Here is a 20,337-nt window from a genome sequence, read left to right as displayed (position 1 = left end):
CGGAAAGCTGTGGTGAGGATGCCGATATAGGCGCCGCGTCGGGCGTTGTCAAAGGGGGGGCGATCGGGCGGGGGCGGGGGGCTGGGCCGGGGGCGGCGGCCGGTCGCCGGCGCGGCGCGCTTCGTCGCAGCATAGCTTGCGTGGCGGCGGAAAGGCTGGACCGGCTGGGCGATGCGTATCCGTGCTACCGCCCTTGCTCTTCTTCCGCTCGCCACCCCGGTCGTCGCGCAGCAGGTTCCACCGGCCCGCGAGGATCCGATCACCGCGCCGCTGGTGCTGCCATCCGCCCCTTCGCCGACCCCGACTCCAGCCGAAATCCCGACCCCGGCGGCGACGCCATCCGCGTCGGCGGCGATTGTGCCTTCGCCAGCGCGGCCGTCGCCAACCCCGCGTGCCACGCCGCGCGCGACGCCGGTCGCCGGGCCATCACCGACACCGACGCCGGCGGGCCGCCCGGCGACCCAGCCGTCACCCGCCGCCACGCCGGTCGCCCGGGCGACGGCCACGGCGCCGTCGCCCTCGGTGACGGCGTCGACACCGTCTCCGGTGCCGCCGACCGCGGTTCCCACCGCTTTGCCGGTCACCGCGGCTGGGGGAGAAAGCGTGGCCTGGTGGCCGATCCTTCCCCTGCTCGCCCTGGTCGCCGGCGGATGGCTGGTCCTGCGCCGCCGCCGGCCGGTGGGGGCGGCGGACGGACGGGAGGACGGGGTGCTCGACGCAGGCGAGGACGCGCCGAATGCGGCTCGGCCGGCGGAACCCGCGCCCTTGCCGGCCGCGCCGGTGCCGCCGTCCGTCACCCTGCGTCCCCTGCGGATCGGCCTCAACATGCTGACCGCCACGTTCGAAGGCGAGATCGGCCTGGCGAGCGAGTTGGGGATCGAGGATGTCCGGGTCAGCCTCCACCTGATGGCGGCCTCGAAGAGCGAGGGGCAGGCGATCGCCGCGCTGCACGACGCCGCCATCGGCCGTACGGTCGTGCCCGCCTTCGCGCTTCCGCCCGGCGGTGCGCGCACGGTGCGCGGGATCGGCGTGCTCGCCCGCGAGGCCACCGGCGGATTGGAGGCGGCGGGGCGACCGCTGTTCGTGCCGCTCGTCGCGGTCCGGGTCGGTTGGCGGGATGCACGCGGGGAGCACCATCTGATCCAGGCCTTCGCCGTCGGCGTGGAGCGGGTCGACTCGGCCAAGCTCGCGCCGATCTGGCTCGACCAGCCCGCGCGCAGCTATGACCAGATCGCCGCCCGCCCGCATGGAATGCCTATGGTGCGCGGGGCCAACGGCAATCAGGTGCTTGGCTGATCGCCGTTAATTTTCGGATAACGCACTCGCACGTCACGGAAACGTCATCAAACTGTCGCACGACCTCGCGATAGGCGGGGGATGGCCACTTCCGTACTGACCGGCGGCGAAACCGAATCCCGGGTTCGCGGTCCGCATCTCGACGCCAGCCTGCATCCGGCGGGCCGCTGGATCTTCGCCGCGCTGGTGATCGGCGGCCTGGCCTATGCGGGGATCAGCATCGTCGACGATACCGCCATGGTCGGCGAGCGCTTGGCAATGGGCGCGCTGCTGTTCCTGGGGCTGGCGCTGGTCATCGCGCTCGGGTTCGAGTTCGTGAACGGCTTCCACGACACCGCCAATGCGGTGGCGACCGTCATCTATACGCATGCCATGCCCGCGCCGCTCGCGGTCGTCTGGTCCGGTGTCTTCAACTTCCTGGGGGTGCTCGTCTCCTCGGGCGCGGTCGCCTACTCGATCATCACGCTGCTGCCGGTCGACCTGGTGCTGCATGTCGGCAGTGCCGGCGGCTATGCGATGATCTTCGCGCTGCTGCTCGCGGCGGTCGGCTGGAACCTCGCCACCTGGGCAGTGGGGTTGCCCAATTCGTCGAGCCACGCGCTGATCGGCTCCATCCTGGGCGTCGGCGTCGCTAACCAGATGCTGGCGGGCGGCAGCGGTACCGCGGGGCTCGACTGGGAGCAGGTGCGCAAGGTCATGTCGGCCCTGCTGGTCAGCCCCCTGATCGGCTTCGTCGCGGCGTTCATGCTGCTCCTGGTGATGAAGCGGCTTGCGCCGGACCCGACGCTTTATGCCGAGCCCCAGGGCGACCGGCCGCCGCCCCGGGGAATCCGCGCGCTGTTGATCTTCACCTGCACCGCGGTCAGCTTCGCGCATGGCAACAATGACGGTCAGAAGGGCATGGGGCTGATCATGCTGATCCTGATCGGCTGCGCGCCCACTGCCTATGCGCTGAACCGCACGCTGCCGGCGCAGGAGACCCCCGCCTTCCTCCGCGCCGCCGACGCGGCCGAACTGGCGTTCCGTCGCCAGGCGCAGGGTCTGTCGCCCGATCCGGCGGCGGCGCGGATCGCGCTGACCGACGCGCTGCGCCTTCGCCATGTCGAGGGTGCCCGCACCTTCGCGGCGCTGGCGGCCTTGTCCGACGATGTCAGCCAGCGGATCGCCGCGTTCGGATCGCTCGGGCAGGTGCCGGCGGCGGAGACGCCCAACCTGCGCAACGACATGTATCTGGTGCTCGACGCCTCGGCCCTCGCCAAGCAGGCGCCGCGGACCCGCGCGGTGATGACCGCCGCCGAGCTGGATGCCGTGGACGCCTATGGCAAGAAGCTGCAGGACGGCACCCGCTACATCCCCGGTTGGGTGAAGGTGTCGGTGGCGCTGGCGCTGGGGCTGGGCACGATGGTCGGCTGGCGGCGGATCGTCGTCACGGTGGGCGAGCGGATCGGCAAGACGCATCTGACCTATGGCATGGGCGCGGCGGCGGAGCTGGTCGCGGCCTCGACGATCCTCTTGGCGGTCCGGTTCGGGATGCCGGTATCGACCACGCACATCCTGTCGTCGGGCGTCGCTGGCGCCTCGGTGGCGAACGGCGCGGGGTTGCAGGCGCGCACGGTGCGCAACATGGTACTGGCCTGGGTGCTGACGCTGCCGGCGGCGATGCTGCTGTCGGGGACGCTCTACTGCGCGCTGTTGAGCCTTGCCCACGCCTTCGGGCTGTAAGCACCGGCGAGCCGATTTTCTCGTTATGCGACAGTAGCCCTGTCCGTGTCTTCCCTTTGCGCGGCGATCGTGGAACAAGGGCGCCATCGCCATGGAACAGACTGACAGCCCGCCCGCGACCGGACCGGTCCGTACGATCAACGACCTCGCCCGGCTGGCGGGCGTGTCCGCCGGCACCGTGTCGCGCGCGCTCGCGGGCAAGTCCGTCGTCAACGACGACACGCGCCGCCGGATCGAGGAACTGGCAGCGCAGCACCAGTTCCGCCCCAACCAGATGGCGCGGCGGCTTCGCACCCAGCAGACCGGGCTGATCGGCGTCGTCGTGCCGCTCGGGCATGAGCGCCGCCAGCATCTGTCCGACCCGTTTTTCATGAGCCTGCTCGGGCCGCTGGCCGATGCGCTCACCGAGCGCGGGTACGATCTGATGCTGTCGCGCGTCATTCCGGATGCGGACGACTGGCTAGAGCGGATCGTCACCTCGGGGATGCTCGACGGCGTGCTGGTGATCGGCCAGTCGGACCAGTTCGACGCGATCGAGCGCGTCGCCGCACGCTATCGGCCCCTGGTGGTCTGGGGCAGCACCTTGCCCGGTCAGCATCACTGCGCGGTCGGCGTCGACAATTTCGAGGGCGGCCGGCTGGTCGGCGCACGGCTGATCGCACGCGGTTGCCGGCGGCTCGCCTTTCTCGGCGAGCTCCGCTCGCCGGAAATCGCCGAGCGGCATCGCGGCCTGTGCGCGGCGGCGGCCGTCGCAGGGCTGGCGCCACCCCTGCAGCTCGACACGCATCTGGCCTCGGACGGCATGGCGGGCGAAATCGCCGCGCATCTCGACCGGATCGCGGGGCAGGTCGACGGCATCGCCGCCGCGTCGGACCTGATCGCGATGCGGGCGGTGCGCGACCTGACCGACCGGGGCCTGCGCGTGCCCGACGACCTGGCGATCACCGGTTTCGACGATCTGCCCTTCGCCGAATATATGGTGCCGCGCATCACCACCGTGCGGCAGGACCTGCCGACCGGGGCCAAGGCGATGGTCGAGGCCCTGTTCGCTCGCATCGACGGCCGCGACGCACCCTCTGTGGAGATGCGACCGCTGCTGGTGGAGCGCGACACCGCCTGAAAGGCGGACCAAAATGGGCCGCTTTTGTTCCCCGGATTGGACAAAGCGGGTACGAAGGATTAGCCGCGCGGCATGGCGGCATCCCTTTATCTTCTGCTCGCGGTGATCCTGGCCTTTGCCGGCGGTGACGGTCCCTGGGTGATGGCGGCGACGGTGGTGCTGGCGGCGGCAGCCGGGACGCGGCTGCCCGACCTGGACACCCCGCTGAGGCTCGGCCATCGCAGCGCGCTGGTCCACAGCGTCCTGCCGGCGGCTGTGGCGCTGCTCGACCTTCGGACCTGGCCGGTGGCGGCGGGGCTGGGGCTGGGTATCGGCCTCCACCTCTCCGCCGATCTGTTTCCGGGTTCGATGCGCGGCTATGCGACGATCAAGCTGCCACTGGGGGGATCGATCGGAATTTGGCCCTCCTATGGTTGGATCGCGGTGAATGCGGCGGCGAACCTGGTCGGCGGCGCGCTGCTGCTGGAGCGGATCGTCGAGCCGCCCTTTGCCCTGGCGGCGCTGGCGGCGAGCGGGCTGGTCGGTTTCGTCTATCTGGTGCGCGCCCAGGGCGGCTGGTGCGCGATCGCGCTGCTGGCGGCTGTCGGCTGGTATTTCTACCGATAGGGCGTCATCCGGCGACCCGGCGGATCACCACCTCGATCTGTTCGGGCGTCAGCGGCTCGGGATCGACCGAATTGTGGATGCCGATCCCCTCGATCAAGGCATCGATCGCGCGTGCGGTGAGTGGATCGAAATGTCGGCCGAGCGCCGCCCGGCTCCGCGCCATCCAGCCGCGCATGATCGCCGCGATGGCCGGATGTCGCGCGGCATAGGCATAGAGCTCGTAGCTGAGCAGCAGCGTCTGCGGCGTCGACCAGAGATTGCCGGCGATGACGTCGACCGTCGCGGCGATCGCCTGTTCGCGCGTCTCCGCCTGTTCCAGCCGCGCCAGCACGCCGTCCGAACTCGCCGCCGCCACCTGCTCGAAGGCAGCGCGGAGCAGCGCGTCCAGCCCGGCGAAATGATAGGTGAGGGAGCCCAGCGGCACCCCGGCGGCAGCGGCGATGCGACGATGGGTGGTCGCCGCGACGCCCTCTGCCTCGATCACCGCGATCGTCGCGTCGATGATCCGGCGGCGACGATCGGGATCGACCCGGCGGCGGGGCGGCGGATTGGTCATGACGAAGGCGCGATCCCGATTGCACGATGTGTACAAATGTACATATTTTCCCCAGCATAGCGCAGGATGGCGATCCGGCCATCCGGGAAAGGGATCTATGGACGCGATGACGAGACGGGGGATGATCGGCGGCACGCTGGCCACGGGGGCGGTGCTGGGCGTGGCCGGTGCGGGCCAAGCCGATGCGGCCGATGGTCCCTGGGCATCGGGGGTGTGGCTCAACCGGCCGGGGCGGGTGGCCGCCAGCGGTGACATGCTGGCCATCGTCACGGACAAGGGCGGCGATTTCTGGCGCGAAACCCATTATGGCTTCACGCGCGACAGCGGCCATTTCCTGGGCTTCGAGACGGGCGACGCCTTCACCGCGCAGCTCCGCATCCGGGGCGATTATCAGACGCTCTATGACCAGGCCGGCATCATGGTGCGGTTGGACGCGCAGCGCTGGGTCAAGGCGGGGATCGAATTGTCCGATGGCCGCGCGATGCTGAGCAGCGTGCTGACCGACGGCCGGTCGGACTGGGCGACTGGCCCCTATGCGGGCGACGCGCGCGACTTCTGGATGCGCGCCACGGTGGCGAAGGGCGTGTTGCGGCTCCAGGTATCGTCGGGCGGGCGGCATTGGCCGCTGGTGCGGCTGGCGCCGTTCCCCGACGCCGCCCACTACCGGGTCGGGCCGATGGCCTGCACGCCGGAGCGCGCCGGGCTGGCGGTGCGGTTCAGCGACTGGTCGCTGACGCCGCCGCTGAACAAGGACCTGCATGATCTGAGCTGACCGGCACGATCGTCGCCGTCTCGCCCGCCAGCGCCAGCCGGAACCAGGGCGCGACGGTGCCGCCGAACCGGGCGCGGCGGGTGGCGGCGTCGTCGGGCGCGCGACCCTCCAGGCCCCAGACATCGGCGAAGCTGATCACGTCCAGCTCGCCCGTGACCCACCAGCAATAGGCCTGGAACGGTTCGACGGCCGGATTGGCCGCGACCAGCCCGCTGCCGTTGAGCGGCCGCCACGGTCCCGCCAGCGAGTCCCCGACCATGCCGTACAACCCGGTCGGCGCGCCCAGGCCGGGGGCGAAGCGCTTCGCCTGGGTCGACCAGAACAGATAATAGAGGCCGTCCCGCACGACGATATGCGGCCGCTCCAGCTCGCTGTTGACCCCGACCGCATCGACCAGCGGTCGCTGCAGCCGCCACGCGCCGCCGTCGCGCCGGGCGAGGCCGATGACGCCGTCGATCCGCTCGCTGGTCCAGCCGGCCGAGCCGACGAACAGCAGATAGTCGCGGCCGTCGGCGGGGTCGCGGAAGAAGCCGGGATCGCGGAACCCCTTGATGCCATGGGCAGGCGCGTCCGCCTCGTCGGCGACGACATAGTCCACGCCGTCCGCGGCGACCGACTCCTGCGGCGCGGTCCAGTCGCGCAGGGCGCCATCGGCGAACAATCCTTGCGCCTCGAACAGCCGCTGCTCGAACCGAGGGCCCCCCCCGCGCCGTCCGGCGGCGGTGAAATAGAGGGTGAGGGTGCGATCGTCCCCGGCCAGCACCGCCGAGCCCGACCATTCGCGATTGCCGGGGGAAAAGCCGTCCGGAAAGGCGTCGCCATGGTCGCGCCAGCCATCCGCGCCCAGGCTGGTCAGGCGGATGCGCGCCAGGTCGTGCCGGTCGTCGGGATCGTCGCAGCGTGGCGCGTCGAGGAAGAACCACCAGCTTCGCCCCTCGATACAGGCGGTGCGGCCATCGGCATAGGCGATCGGCCACATGTCCCAGACGTCGCGGTCGGGCAGCACCGGGATCAGGTCCGCGGCGCGAATGACGGGCAGGGCGGCGCTCGGTTGATCGGCGGCCAGCGCCGCGCACTCGGCGGACCAATGGGCAGGCAGTGAAGACATGCGACATCCAATGACGGAGGAAGGACAGGAAGGACAGGAAGGACAGGAAGGGCGGCGGGTGGTCAGGGCGTCGCGCGAAGCGGCAAGCCTTGCGCATCGCGGCTGCGCACCGACCAGACGGCGGCGGCGGCCGCGAACATCAGCACGCCGCACAGGCTCAGCACGTTGCGCGGGTCGCCCGCGAGCAGCGGCTGGTAGACGAAGGGCAGGGTGGCCGCGAGCAGCAGCATGGGAATGACGATCATCATGTTGAAGATGCCCATGTACACGCCGGTCCGCTCGGGCGGGATCGAGCCGGCGAGGATGACATAGGGATTGCCCATGATGCTCGCCCAGCCCAGGCCGATGCCGATCGCGGGCAGGAACAGCATCGCCTTGGTCGTGACATGCGGCAGCCACAACATGCCCGCCCCCGCGACAACCAGACACAGTGCGTGCAGCGTCGCCGCGCCCAGCCGCCGGGCGAGGGGCACCATCGCGAAGGCCGCGACGAAGGCCACGCCATTGTAGAAGGCGGCCATCTCGCCATTGGTCAGCACGGCGGAATGGAAACCGGACGATGTCGGCACATCGGTGCCATAGACCGAGCGGCCGATGACGTAGATGACATATGCCCAATAGGCCGCCATGGCATACCATTGGAACAGGCTCATCAGCGCCAGCTTGCGCATCGCCACCGGCATGTCGCGGATCGCGCGGCCAATTTCCGCCACCGCCGGAGCCAGCCCCTTGGGCTGGGCGGCGATATGCGCCCGCTCGTCCGGGGTCAGCGGCAGTTCGGGCACGCGCCGGATCGACCAGAGGATCGTCGCGAAGCTCAGCACCGCTCCGGCCATGAACGTGAAGCGCGCCGTATAGGGAATGTTATGCGCGTCGACCCAGTCCTGGTTCATGCCGAACAGGACGAGCAGCGACGGCGTCAGGAAAGCGAGCATCTGAGCCAATCCGGTGAAGGCGGACTGCGTCAGGAAGCCGATCTGGTGCTGGTCGGCGTTCAACCGGTCGGAGACATAGGCGCGGTACGGCTCCATCGTGATGTTGTTGCCGGCGTCGAGGATCCACAGCATCGAGACCGCCATCAGCAGCGAACTGCTCAGCGGCATGAAGAACAGGCCGATCGCGCACAGCACCGCGCCGAACAAGAAATAGGGGGTGCGCCGGCCCCAGCGACTGTAGGTCCGATCGCTCAGCGCCCCGATCAGCGGCTGGACGAGCAGCCCGGTGATCGGTCCCGCAAGCTGCAGCACCGGCAGCGACGCCTCCGACGCGCCGAGATAGCTGTAGATCGGCGCCATGTTGCCCTGTTGCAGGCCGAAGGAAAATTGCAGTCCCAGGAACCCCAGGTTCATTTCCAGGATACGCGGCAGGGACAGATGGGGCTTGGCGGCGGGGGCGTGCATCCGATGATCCTCTCGGCCGCTTGTCGGCGGCTCTTCGGGCATCATGGCAACCCACGCGGCACATTGCAACAATCGATTGCAATGATGGCCCGAGGGACGTGTCGACGCCGCGCCCGCTTTCCGTCGTGCCGATCCGCGTGTAGCGGACAGCATAGATCGATATGGGGAGCATGATGGCGGGGTCTGGCATTTTCCGGCGCAAGGCGATCGCGCTGCCGGAAGCGAAGCAGCAATTGGCCCGGACCTTGTCCTGGCCGCACCTGGTGGCGCTGGGCGTCGGCGCGATCGTCGGCACCGGCATCCTGACGCTGATCGGCGTCGGTGCCGACAGAGCCGGGCCGGCGGTGATCCTGTCCTTCGCCATCGCCGGCGGGATTTGCGCCTGCGCCGCGCTCGCCTATGCCGAGATGGCGACGATGATGCCGGTGTCGGGCAGCGCCTATACCTATAGCTATGCCGTGCTTGGCGAGGTGATCGCCTGGGTCGTGGGGTGGAGCCTGCTGGCCGAATATACGCTGGTGGTCGCGACCGTCGCGGTCGGCTGGTCAGGTTATGCCAATGGCTTCCTGCTTGGCCTAGGCGTGCATCTGCCCGAGGCGCTGACCCACGGTCCGGCGCTGGTCGACGGCCACATCAGCCAGTGGGGCATCAACGTGCCCGCGCTGGTCATCGTCGCGCTGGTCGCCGGCTTGCTAACGCTCGGCACGCGCGAAAGCGCCACGATCAACGCGGTGCTGGTGGTGGTCAAGATGATCGCGCTGGCCGTGTTCGTCGTCGTGGCCTTGCCCTATTTCGACACTGCCAACCTCACGCCCTTCTCGCCCTTCGGCTTCGCCAAGGCGATGTCACCGGACGGCGTCGAGCGGGGGGTGATGGCGGCGGCCGCGATCATCTTCTTCGCCTTTTACGGCTTCGATGCGATCTCGACGGCGGCGGAGGAGGCGAAGAATCCGGGCCGCGACCTGGCGATCGGCATCGTCGGGTCGATGCTCGCCTGCATCGTCATCTATATGGTCGTGGCGATCGCGGCGGTCGGGGCGCTGCCCTTCACCCGCTTCGGATCGAGCCCGGAGCCGCTGGCGCTGATCCTGCGCGAGCTTGGCCGACCGGGCGTCGCGGCCTTTTTGGCGGGCTCGGCGGTGATCGCGCTGCCGACCGTGATCCTCGCCTTCCTCTATGGGCAGAGCCGCATCTTCTTCGTCATGGCGCGCGACCGGTTGTTGCCAGAAGGCCTAGCCAAGGTGTCGCGGCGCGGCACGCCGGTGCGGATCACCGTCTTCACCGCGCTGCTGGTCATGATCTTCGCCGGCGTCCTGCCGATCGACGCCATCGCCGCGCTCGCCAATGCCGGCACGCTGACCGCCTTCGTCGCGGTGGCCGTCTGCATGCTGGTGATGCGCCGCCGCGCGCCCGACATGGCGCGGCCGTTCCGCACGCCGGCCGCCTGGCTGGTCGGCGCGGGCGCGATCCTGGGCTGCCTCTATCTATTCGTCAGCCTGCCGACGCGGACGCAGCTCTGGTTCCTGGGCTGGAACCTGGTCGGGCTGGCGGTCTATTTCCTCTATGCGCGGCGGCGCGTCGCTTGAGCGGCTGGACGATCGGCATCCTGGGCGGCTCCGGCCTGTACCAGATCGACGGGCTGGAGGAGGCGCGCTGGCAGCAGGTCGAGAGCCCCTGGGGCCAGCCGTCCGCCGCCATCCTGACCGGGCGGATCGGCCATGCCCGTATCGCCTTCCTGCCGCGCCACGGCCGGGGCCATCGCATCGCGCCGGGCGAGATCAACGCGCGCGCCAATATCGACGCGCTGAAGCGGCTGGGGGTCACCGACCTGCTCGCCATTTCCTCGGTCGGGTCGCTGCGAGAGGATCGCGCGCCCGGCAGTTTCACGATCGTCGACCAGTTCATCGATCGGACCCGGGGGCGGGCGGAAAGCTTCTTCGGCACCGGGCTGGTCGCGCACGTCTCCATGGCCGATCCGGTCTGCCCCCGCCTGTCCGCCCTGGCGGCGGCGGCGGCACGCGGGGTAGGCGCGGCGGTGATGGACGGCGGGACCTATCTGGCGATGGAGGGGCCGGCCTTCTCCACCCGCGCCGAGAGCCGGCTCTACCGGCAATGGGGCGCGGACGTGATCGGCATGACCGCGATGCCCGAGGCCAAGCTCGCCCGCGAGGCGGAGCTGCCCTATGCGCTGATCGCGATGGTCACCGATTATGACGCCTGGCGCGAGGAGGAGGCGGCGGTCGACGTGACGCAGGTGCTGGCGCAGGTCGGGGCGAACACCGCGCTGGCGCGTGAGACGGTGCGTCGCCTGCTCTTGGCGCTGCCCCAGGCGCGGCCGGCTTCACCGATCGACACGGTGCTGGACCAGGCGATCATCACGCCGCCGCACGCGCGCGCGGCGGCGATGATCGCGAAGCTGGGCGCGGTGGCGGGGCGGGCATTCCGCTGAGTTTCGTCCACGCCGAGGCACGGAGGGGCAGAGAAGCTCATCCTGCGCGCAAGCGCCGCTTCACGCCCGCGAGCGAGTGATGAGAGAAGCGGTTGCGCCGAAATACTAGTCCTCGCCTCCGCGCCTCCGCGTGCAAAAAGCGGCTTCTTCGCGTGAACCCAACCCTTAGCCCGCCCGCGGCGCACCAGACGGCGTGACCGGTCGGGGGCCGTCCGCCGTCGCCTCCAGCGAGGAATCGCCCCCGATCGCGCGATAGATCGCCACCCGGTTCGACGCGCTGGTGAACAAGGTCGAGATCAGCGAGCGCTGCGCCGTGTAGAGCGTCCGCTGCGCGTCCAGCGTGTTGAGGAACGGCGTCACGCCACCGCGATAGGCGGCGGCGGTCAGCCGCAGCGTTTCGGCATTGGCGTTCACCAGCCGACGGTTCGCGGCGAGCTGGTCGGCGATCGTGCCCTGCCGGGCCAGCGCATCGGCGGTGTCGCGGAAGGCGGACTGGATCGTCCGCTCGTAGCTGGCGAGCGCCGCGTCGCGCTGCGCCTCGGTATAGCGGACGTTCGCGCGGCCCGCCCCGGCCTGGAAGATCGGATAGCTGACGTTGGGCGCGACCGAATAGTTGAACGCGTCGCCGGTGAAGAGCGACGACAACGCGGTGGACGCGAATCCGACCAGCCCGGTCAGCGAGATGCGCGGGAACAGCGCCGCGCGCGCCGCGCCGATCTCCGCATTGTAGGCGCGAAGCTGATATTCAGCCTGCACCACGTCCGGGCGGCGGAGCAGGATCGAACTGTCCAGCCCGGCCGGCAGGGCGGCGATGCTGCCCGCGACCTCCTCGATCGGGCCAGGCAGCAGCCTCTCGTCGAAGGGCGCGCCGACCAGCAGTTGCAGCGCGTTGACGTCCTGCGCCACCAGCGTGCGTTGCTGGGCAAGGTCGGCCTCGGCGGTGGCGAGCACCTGCTGTGCCTGGGTCAGGTCGGTGCGCGGCGCGATGCCGCCCTCCAGCCGCGCCTGTGTGAGCTGGACGATGCGCCGCGCATTGACGGCGGTGTCGTTGGCGATCCGATAGAGGCTCTGGTCGGCGGCATAGGTCAGCCACGCATCGGCGATGTCGCCGACCAGCGTCAGCCGGGTCGCGCGCGCGCCGGCCTCGGTCGCGAAATATCGATCCAGCGCGGCGCGGCTCAGGCTGCGGACGCGGCCGAACAGGTCGAGTTCGAAAGCGGTGGTGCCGAGCCCCACCGACCAGGCGCTGCCCGAGCGCGAGGTGGTGGCGATCGTGCCGCCATTATTGCCTCCGCCCGTTCCGCCGGTGCCGCCCCCGGTCGGATCGCCGGTGCCGCCCGTGCCCGTTCCACCCGTCCCGGTGCCGCCGGTGCCCGTGCCGCCGCCCGCAAGATTGGTCGCACCATTGCCGCCGCCCTGATAGCTGTAGCGGCCGGTCGCCGCGACCTGCGGCAACAGGCTGGCGCGCTGCACCCGATATTGCGCGCGCGCCGCCTCGATATTGGCGACCGCGATGCGCAGGTCGCGATTATTGGCCAGGGCCTGCCCGATCAGGGTCTGGAGCCGCTGATCGGTGAACACCTGCGGATAGGTGATCGCGGGCAGCGACGCCTCCTGCTGGCGCAGATAGGCGTCGCCCACCGGCCAGCTCGGCGGCACCGGCAGTTCCGCGCGCTCATATTTGGGGGCCAGGCTGCATGCCGACAGCGCGACGGTCGCGAGCAGCAGGGGGACGTTGCGCATCATGCGGGTTCCGGTCGGGTCTGATGGGGCTGATGCGGCCCTTGCGGCCCTTGCGGCCGGGGCGGGCCATAGGGCGTGTCGCCATCGCCATGGTCATCGTCCTTGCCCTGGTGGCCGGTGGGACGCCCGCGCAGCCTGGCCAGGCCGTCGCGCACGCCGCGCCGGACCAGCACGAAGAACAAGGGGATGTAGAAGATCGCCAGGAAGGTCGCGGACAACATGCCCCCGATGACCGCCGTACCGATCGCGATGCGGCTGTTGGCGCCCGCACCGGTCGAAATGGCCAGCGGCAGCACGCCGAAGATGAAGGCGAAGCTGGTCATCAGGATGGGCCGCAGCCGGATCTTCGCCGCCTCCAGCGCCGCATCCAGCACCCGCTTGCCCTGCCGCTCGGCCTGTTCGGCGAACTCGATCATCAGGATCGCGTTCTTGGCCGCCAGCCCCATCGTCGTCAGCAGACCGATCTGGAGATAGACGTCGTTGGTGAGGCCACGCAGCGTGACGAAGGCGATCGCGCCGATCAGCCCCAGCGGGATGATGAGCAGCACCGCAAACGGGATCGACCAGCTCTCATACAGCGCCGCCAGGCACAGAAAGACGACCAGGATCGACAGGCCGTAGAGGATCGGCGCCTGGCCCGAGGAAACATCCTCCTGATAGGACAGGCCAGCGAGCGCCACCGAGGTGCCGGGGATCTGTCCGGCCAGCCGCCGCATCGTCTCCAGCGCCTGGCCCGAGCTCTGCCCCGGTGCGGCCGATCCCTGGAATTCATAGGACTGGATGCCGTTGAACCGCGACAGCGACACGGGCGCCTTCTGCCAGCCGGTGGTGGCGAAAGACGAGAAGGGCACCATCTGACCCTGCGTGCCCCGCACGAACCACTGGTCCAGGTCGGACGGCTTGGACCGGAACGGCGCGTCGCCCTGCACGAACACGCGCTTCACGCGGCCGCGATCGAGAAAGTCGTTGACATATTGACCGCCCCAGGCGGCCGACAGCGTCGCGTTGACGTTCGCCTGGGTCAGGCCGAAGCTGGCGAGCTTCTGCGGGTCGACATCGACGTGCAGCGTCGGCACGTCGGGCAGCTCGGTCAGGCGGACGCCGACCAGCGACGGCTCGGCGGCGGCGGCGGCGAGCAGCTTGTCGCGCGCGGCCTCGAACTTCTCGATGCTCATGCCGCTGGTGTTCTGCAGCTCGATGGTGAAGCCGTTGGACTGGCCAAGACCACGCACCGCCGGCGGCACCAGCGCATAGACCTGAGCGTCGCGCAGGTTGCTGAACGCGGCCGAGGCCCGGCCGGTGATCGCGTCGGCGCTGTTCTCCTTGCCCTCGCGCTCCGACCAGTTCTTCAGGGCGACGAACCCCAGGCCGGTATTCTGACCGCCCGGCGCGCCGCCGCCACCGATGCCGCTGACCGAAAAGGCGGTCGCGATGTTCTTGCTCTCGTTGGTCAGGAAATATTTCTCGACCTCCTTCTGCACCTCGAACGTGCGGTTCTGGGTCGAGCCGGGGGGAAGCTGGAACTGGACGATGCCGATACCCTGATCCTCGGTCGGCAGGAAGCCGGTCGGCAGGCGCAGGAACAGCAGCGCCAGCACCGCGACGACCACGACATAGATGCCCAGCCACAGCCATTTGCGCGCGACGATCGTCTTGACCGCGCCGACATAGCGATCGCTCGCCCGGTCGAAGCCGTGGTTGAACCCGTCGCGGGCGCGCTCCAGGCCATGTGCGATCCTGGGGAAGCGGCGGCCGAGGAAGCTGTCGTCGATCGGATCGCCGCTCTCGTCGTGCTTCTTCTGCTTGAGCAGCGTCGCGGTGAGGGCCGGCGACAGGATCAGCGCGACCAGCACCGACAGGATCATCGCCGAAACGATGGTCAGCGAGAACTGGCGGTAGATCACGCCCGTCGAGCCGCCGAAGAACGCCATGGGCAGGAACACCGCCGACAGCACCAGCGCGATCGCGATCAGCGCGACGGTGATCTCGTCCATCGACTGGATCGTCGCCTCGCGCGGCGACATGCCCGGATTCTCCTCCAGCAGCCGCTCGACATTCTCAACCACGACGATCGCGTCGTCGACCAGCAGGCCGATGGCGAGCACCAGGCCGAACAGGGTCAGCGTATTGATCGAGAAGCCGGCGAGATAGAAGACCGCGAAGGTGCCGAGCAACACCACTGGCACCGCGATCGCCGGCACCAGCGTCGCGCGCCAGCTTTGCAGGAAGACGAACATGACGATGACGACCAGGATGATCGCTTCGATCAGCGTCTTCACCACCTCCTCGATCGACAGCTTGATGAACTCGGTCGAGTCGTTGACGAAGGTATATTCGTAGCCCGCCGGGAAGGACTTGGCGCTCTCGGCCACCTGCGCCTTGACCAGCTCGGCGGTCTTCAGCGCGTCGGCGCCCGGCGCCAGCAGCACGGCGATGCCGGCGCCCGGATGCGCGTTGACGCGGCTGAGCGCGGCGTAGCTTTCCGCGCCCAGCTCGACCCATCCCACATCCTTGATGCGCACGGCCGCGCCGTCATTGGTGGTCTTGAGGAGGATATTGCGGAACTGCTCGGGCGTCTGGAGGCGTGACTGGGCGGTGACGACCGCGTTCAGATACTGGTTGGGGCCGGAGGGCTGGCCACCCAGTTCGCCCGCCGCGACTTCGGTGTTCTGGGTCTGGATCGCCTGGACCACGTCCGACGGGATGAGCTGGTAGGCGTTCAGCTTGTTGGGATCGAGCCAGATCCGCATCGCATATTGCGAGCCGAACACATTGGTGTCGCCGACGCCGGGCGTCCGGCCGAGCGGGTCCTGCAGCGAGGAGGTCAGGTAATCCGACACGTCGCGATTGGTGGTTCGGTCGGTGGTATCGTAGACGGCGGCGACGAGCAGGAAGTCGGGGTTCGACTTGCGGACGATCAGGCCCTGTTGCTGCACCTGCTGGGGCAGGCGGGGCAGCGCCTGCTGCACCTGGTTCTGGACCTGCACCTGGGCGATGTCCGGATCGGTGCCCTTCGCGAAGGTGACGGTGATCGTCACCTGACCGCGACTGGACGAGGCGGACTGGAAGTAGAGCAGTCCGTCGATGCCGGTCAGCGTCTGTTCGACGACTTGGGTGACGCTGTTCTGGATCGTCTGCGCGTTCGCGCCCGGATAGGTGGCGCGAATCGACACCTGGGGCGGAGCGACGTCGGGATATTGCGCGATCGGTAGGCCCAGGATGCCGCCGACGCCCGCGAGCATCACGATGATCGCGAGCACCCATGCGAAGATCGGACGGTCGATGAAGATGCGGCTGAGCATCAGCGGCCCTTCTGCTGGCCGGCGCCACCGCCGCCGCCTTCACCCTGGGGCGGGGCCTGGACGTTCTGCGGCGTGTTGGCGGGAACCGGCTTCACCGTCTGGCCCGGGCGTAGCTTGCCAAGGCCCTGGACGATGATCTTGTCGCCCTCGGACAGGCCCTTGGTGACGACCCAGTTCGGTCCTTGCGTCCGTTCGGCGGTGACAGTCTTCTGCGTCGCCTTGTTGTTGGGGCCGACCACGATGACGGTGGCGTTGCCCTGCGGATCGCGGCTGACGCCCGCCTGCGGGACCAGGAAGGCGCGGCGATCAATCGCCTGGGCGAAGCTGGCGCGCACGAACATGCCCGGCGTCAGCAGCCCCTGCGCATTCGGGAAGCGGGCGCGCAGCGTCGTGGTGCCGGTGGTCGGGTCGACCAGCGCCTCGGCGAACTCGATCGTGCCGGTCTGCCCATAATCGCTGCCGTCGGGCAGCTTGAGGCGCACCTGCGCACGGGTCGGCGCGACGCCGCCGCTCGCCAAGCTCCGGCGCAGCGACAGGATGTCGCCGGCCGATTGCTGGATATCGACGAAGATCGGGTCGAGACGCTGGATCTGCGCCAGCGGATCGGTCTGGGTCGAGGAGACGAGCGCGCCGACCGTGAACAGCGAACGACCGATCCGGCCGCTGATCGGCGCGGGCACCGTGGTGAATTGCAGGTTGATGCGTGCAGTCTCCAGCGCGGCCTGGGTCTGGGCGACGGAGGCGGCGGCTTGGCGCGCCTGGGCGAGCGCGTTGGTATAATCCTGCTTGGAGATCGCCTCGATTTCGGCGAGCGGCTTGTAGCGTTGCGCCAGGATCGTAGCCGCTTCGCGGTTGGCCTGCGCGCTTTGCAGGTTGGCGGCGGCCTGATTGGCGGCGGCGCGGTACAGGCGCGGATCGATTTCGTAGAGCGGCTGGCCGCGCTGCACGATCGAGCCCTCCTTGAACAGGCGGCGGCGGATGATGCCGGTTACCTGCGGGCGCACGTCGGAACTCTCGAAGGCGGTCGTGCGTCCTGCCAGTTCGGTCACCAGCGCGGCATCGGTGGGCTGGACGACGACATAGCCGACCTGGGGCGTGCCCTGGCCGGGTTGGCCGCCGTTCTTGCCCTTGCCCTTCTGCTGAGACTCTCCGCCGCCCCCGCACGCCGCCAAACCCATGGCCAGAGCGATGACCGCGACGCGAGGCCGCATTGCCTGTGACTGCAAGATGTGCGCTTTCGTTCGTTGGCCGGATGGATCTGCCCGGAACGGGCGGGAAACCATCTGGTTTTGAAAAGGTTGCCTTGGCTGCCATATTTTGCGCAGGTCGGGGATACCGATCAACCCCTGGGGGGTTGTTTGCGACAATGTGTGACAAAGTTTTCGCCGACCCCGCCCGGGCGGAGCAGGATAAGCGCGTGGCAGCCGCGGCGGCAGTATGCGAGGTGCAAGCCGGCATGCTGGTCGGCCTCGGCACCGGCTCGACGGCGGCGGAGGCGATCCGGCTGATCGGCGCCGCCAGGCTGGCGATCGAGGCGGTGGCGACGTCGGAGGCTAGCGCGGCGCTCGCCCGCTCGGTCGGTATCCTTGTGCGCGACTTCGCGGAGGTGGCGCGGGTCGACCTGACGATCGACGGGGCGGATGCGATCGATCCGCAGTTCCGGGCGATGAAGGGCGCGGGCGGCGCGATGCTGCGCGAGAAGGTGGTCGCGGCCGCAAGCGACCGGATGGTGGTGATCGCGGACGGCCGCAAGCGGGTCGAGACGATCGCCGGCGCCAAGCTGCCGGTCGAGGTGCTGCCCTTCGCGCGCCGCTATGTCGAGGCGGCGTTGCGGCCGATGTTCGCCGAGGTCGTCGCGCGGGAAGGACAGGGCGGGCTCTATACCACCGACAACGGCAATATCGTGATCGACTGCGACGGGGCGGCCTCTACCGACTGGGACCGGATCGCCGCCTGGCTGGGCAGCGTGCCGGGCGTGGCTGGGCACGGCCTGTTCCTCAATGAGGTCGATGCCGCCTATATCGCGGACGGCGGTGTCGTTACGCGAATGGAACGGCGGCTGGTCACGGGCTAACAGCGGCGCTACATCGCAACCCGTGCGGCGGACGGGCGTTCCGCCAACCGACCGGTTCACCTCAATTGCCAAGCGAGGCCTATTCCATGTCCGATACCCAGACCGCCCCGACCCCGACGGCGGGAGCGTCGTTGCACGAAGACGGTTCGCCCGAGCGGCTGGCGATCGACACCATCCGCACCCTGTCGATGGATGCGGTGCAGAAGGCCAATTCTGGCCATCCCGGCACGCCGATGGCGCTGGCGCCGGTCGGCTGGACGATCTGGGCCAAGTATCTGCGCTACGATCCCGCCCATGCCGACTGGCCCAATCGCGACCGGTTCGTGCTGTCTGTCGGCCATGCGTCGATGCTGCTCTACTCGCTGATCCACCTTGCCGGGATCGAGGAGATCGACGCGGAGGGCAACAAGACCGGCCGTCCCGCGCTGACGCTCGATGACCTGAAGGGTTTCCGGCAGCTCGCCTCGCGTACGCCAGGCCACCCTGAGTATCGCCACACCACCGGGGTCGAGACGACCACGGGGCCGCTGGGTGCCGGGTGCAGCAACTCGGTCGGCATGGCGATCGCCGAGCGCTGGCTGGCGGCGCGGTACAACAAGGACGGCTATACGCTGTTCGACCATGACGTGTACACCGTCTGCGGCGACGGCGACATGATGGAGGGCGTGGCGTCCGAGGCGGCGAGCCTGGCCGGCCATCTGAAGCTGTCGAACCTGTGCTGGATCTACGACAGCAACCATATCTCGATCGAGGGCGGCACCGACCTGGCGTTCGACGAGGATGTCGGCCTGCGCTTCCAGGCCTATGGCTGGAACGTCATCCATGTTGACGACGCCAATGACATCGGCGCGCTGACCGCCGCGTTGGACACGTTCCGCCGGACCGACGACAAGCCGACGCTGATCGTCGTCCACTCGGTCATCGGCTGGGGCAGCCCCAAGGCAGGCAGCGAGAAGGCGCATGGCGAGCCGTTGGGCGAGGATAACATCCGCGCCACCAAGCGCGCCTATGGCTGGCCCGAGGACGAGCAGTTCTACGTGCCCGACGGCGTGCAGCAGGCGTTCCAGTCTGCGGTCGCCGACCGCGGCAAGCCGCTGCGCGACGCCTGGGTCGAGATGGTCGAGCGCTATCGGGGCGACCATCCCGAGCTGGCGGCCGAGCTGGACCATATGCTCGCCGACAAGCTGCCCGACGGGTGGGATGCCGACATTCCGGACTTCCCGGCCGACGCCAAGGGATTGGCGAGCCGTGATTCGGGCGGCAAGGTGCTGAACGCGATCGCCAAGCGCGTGCCCTGGCTGCTCGGCGGCTCGGCCGATCTGGCTCCCTCGACCAAGACCGACATCAAGGGGGCACCGTCCTTCGAGGCGGACAATTACGGCGGCACCAATTTCCATTTCGGCGTGCGCGAGCACGGCATGGGCGGCGTGGTGAACGGCATGGCGCTGTCGCACTTCCGCGCCTATGGCTCCACCTTCCTGGTTTTCCTCGATTATATGCGCGCGCCTGTGCGCCTGTCGGCAATCATGGAGCTGGGCACGGTCTGGGTGTTCACGCACGACTCGATCGGCGTGGGCGAGGACGGCCCGACGCACCAGCCGATCGAGCATCTGGCGACGATGCGCGCGATCCCCGGCCTCGACACCATCCGCCCCGGCGACGCCAACGAGGTCGCCTGGGCGTGGCGGGCGGCGATGGAACATGCCGATCGCCCGACCGCCCTGGTCCTGTCGCGCCAGGCGATGCCGACCCTCGACCGGAGCAAATATGCCGCGGCCGAGGGGGTGATGAAGGGTGCCTATGTTCTCGACGGTGACGAGAACCCGGAAGTGATCCTGATCGGCACCGGCACCGAATTGTCGATGGTCGTCGAGGCGCACGAAAAGCTGAAGGCGCAGGGCGTGCGCAGCCGCGTCGTCTCGATGCCGAGCTGGTTCCGCTTCGAGCTGCAGGACGAGGCGTACAAGGAAAGCGTGCTGCCCGACGCGGTCGATGCCCGCGTCGCGGTCGAGATGGCCGGTTCGATCGGCTGGGACCGCTATGTCGGGCGCAAGGGGCGGACGATCACCATGTCCACCTTCGGCGCCTCGGCACCGATCGCAAAGCTGCAGGACAAATACGGCTTCACCGTCGACAATGTCGTCAAAGTGGCCCGCGAGGCGATCGCCAAGGCGGGCGAGGAGAAGTAA

Annotated in this window: 15 protein-coding genes; 9 read left to right on the top strand and 6 right to left on the bottom strand. The window is 69.1% G+C overall.

Annotation, left to right across the window (positions count from 1 at the left end):
* The first annotated feature begins 171 nt into the window (after positions 1 to 171).
* From GGQ96_RS13565 to GGQ96_RS13550, 4 genes are all read left to right on the top strand, one after another.
* Complete coding sequence (locus GGQ96_RS13565; protein ID WP_184115610.1) at positions 172 to 1,296, top strand: hypothetical protein; 1,125 nt, start codon at positions 172 to 174, stop codon at positions 1,294 to 1,296.
* A gap of 81 nt (positions 1,297 to 1,377) precedes the next feature.
* Positions 1,378 to 3,018 carry an inorganic phosphate transporter gene (locus GGQ96_RS13560; protein ID WP_184115608.1) on the top strand — a complete coding sequence of 547 codons (1,641 nt, stop codon included), beginning with the start codon at positions 1,378 to 1,380 and terminating at the stop codon, positions 3,016 to 3,018.
* 91 nt (positions 3,019 to 3,109) lie between these two features.
* Positions 3,110 to 4,138, top strand: a complete 1,029-nt coding sequence (locus tag GGQ96_RS13555) for a LacI family DNA-binding transcriptional regulator (protein ID WP_184115606.1) — start codon at positions 3,110 to 3,112, stop codon at positions 4,136 to 4,138.
* Positions 4,139 to 4,210: 72 nt separating this feature from the next.
* Positions 4,211 to 4,744, top strand: coding sequence for a hypothetical protein (locus GGQ96_RS13550; protein WP_184115604.1), 534 nt, complete (start codon positions 4,211 to 4,213; stop codon positions 4,742 to 4,744).
* A 4-nt stretch (positions 4,745 to 4,748) separates the two neighbouring features.
* Here the strand turns inward: GGQ96_RS13550 and GGQ96_RS13545 are convergent, their stop codons facing one another.
* The gene (locus tag GGQ96_RS13545; protein WP_184115602.1) at positions 4,749 to 5,300 is read right to left on the bottom strand and encodes a TetR/AcrR family transcriptional regulator; all 552 of its coding nucleotides are present in this window, start codon (positions 5,298 to 5,300) and stop codon (positions 4,749 to 4,751) included.
* A 97-nt stretch (positions 5,301 to 5,397) separates the two neighbouring features.
* On the opposite strand from GGQ96_RS13545, the gene GGQ96_RS13540 reads away from it, so the two are divergent.
* Positions 5,398 to 6,072 carry a DUF1349 domain-containing protein gene (locus GGQ96_RS13540; RefSeq protein ID WP_221239962.1) on the top strand — a complete coding sequence of 225 codons (675 nt, stop codon included), beginning with the start codon at positions 5,398 to 5,400 and terminating at the stop codon, positions 6,070 to 6,072.
* Here the strand turns inward: GGQ96_RS13540 and GGQ96_RS13535 are convergent.
* Positions 6,017 to 7,180, bottom strand: a complete 1,164-nt coding sequence (locus GGQ96_RS13535) for a glycoside hydrolase family 68 protein (RefSeq protein WP_184115600.1) — start codon at positions 7,178 to 7,180, stop codon at positions 6,017 to 6,019. The genes GGQ96_RS13540 and GGQ96_RS13535 overlap by 56 nt on opposite strands.
* A gap of 62 nt (positions 7,181 to 7,242) precedes the next feature.
* Positions 7,243 to 8,580: an MFS transporter gene (locus GGQ96_RS13530; RefSeq protein WP_184115598.1), complete on the bottom strand. Its 1,338-nt coding sequence runs from the start codon at positions 8,578 to 8,580 to the stop codon at positions 7,243 to 7,245.
* Positions 8,581 to 8,753: 173 nt separating this feature from the next.
* Here GGQ96_RS13530 and GGQ96_RS13525 point away from each other — a divergent pair, with 173 nt between their 5' ends.
* Complete coding sequence (locus GGQ96_RS13525; RefSeq protein ID WP_184115812.1) at positions 8,754 to 10,166, top strand: amino acid permease; 1,413 nt, start codon at positions 8,754 to 8,756, stop codon at positions 10,164 to 10,166.
* On the top strand, positions 10,163 to 11,029 hold the full coding sequence (gene mtnP / locus GGQ96_RS13520; protein WP_184115596.1) for an S-methyl-5'-thioadenosine phosphorylase: 867 nt from the start codon (positions 10,163 to 10,165) through the stop codon (positions 11,027 to 11,029). The genes GGQ96_RS13525 and mtnP overlap by 4 nt, the downstream gene beginning before the upstream one ends.
* A gap of 165 nt (positions 11,030 to 11,194) precedes the next feature.
* On the opposite strand, the gene GGQ96_RS13515 is transcribed toward mtnP, so the two are convergent.
* From GGQ96_RS13515 to GGQ96_RS13505, 3 genes are read right to left on the bottom strand one after another with little or no spacing between them, the layout of a single operon-like run.
* Complete coding sequence (locus GGQ96_RS13515; RefSeq protein WP_184115588.1) at positions 11,195 to 12,775, bottom strand: efflux transporter outer membrane subunit; 1,581 nt, start codon at positions 12,773 to 12,775, stop codon at positions 11,195 to 11,197.
* Positions 12,772 to 16,074: a multidrug efflux RND transporter permease subunit gene (locus GGQ96_RS13510; protein ID WP_184115586.1), complete on the bottom strand. Its 3,303-nt coding sequence runs from the start codon at positions 16,072 to 16,074 to the stop codon at positions 12,772 to 12,774. Before GGQ96_RS13510 ends, GGQ96_RS13515 begins: the two co-directional genes overlap by 4 nt.
* On the bottom strand, positions 16,074 to 17,285 hold the full coding sequence (locus GGQ96_RS13505; protein WP_184115584.1) for an efflux RND transporter periplasmic adaptor subunit: 1,212 nt from the start codon (positions 17,283 to 17,285) through the stop codon (positions 16,074 to 16,076). Before GGQ96_RS13505 ends, GGQ96_RS13510 begins: the two co-directional genes overlap by 1 nt.
* A 155-nt stretch (positions 17,286 to 17,440) precedes the next feature.
* Here GGQ96_RS13505 and rpiA point away from each other — a divergent pair, with 155 nt between their 5' ends.
* Positions 17,441 to 18,148 (top strand): ribose-5-phosphate isomerase RpiA, encoded by a 708-nt coding sequence (gene rpiA / locus GGQ96_RS13500; protein ID WP_184115582.1) that lies wholly within the window; start codon positions 17,441 to 17,443, stop codon positions 18,146 to 18,148.
* Between the two features lie 86 nt (positions 18,149 to 18,234).
* A complete protein-coding gene (gene tkt, locus GGQ96_RS13495) occupies positions 18,235 to 20,337 on the top strand; it encodes a transketolase (RefSeq protein WP_184115580.1) in 2,103 nt (700 codons plus the stop codon).

This window comes from Sphingomonas abaci (genome assembly GCF_014199625.1).
GTDB lineage: Bacteria > Pseudomonadota > Alphaproteobacteria > Sphingomonadales > Sphingomonadaceae > Sphingomonas > Sphingomonas abaci.
This window is presented reverse-complemented; position numbering and strand designations above follow the sequence as displayed.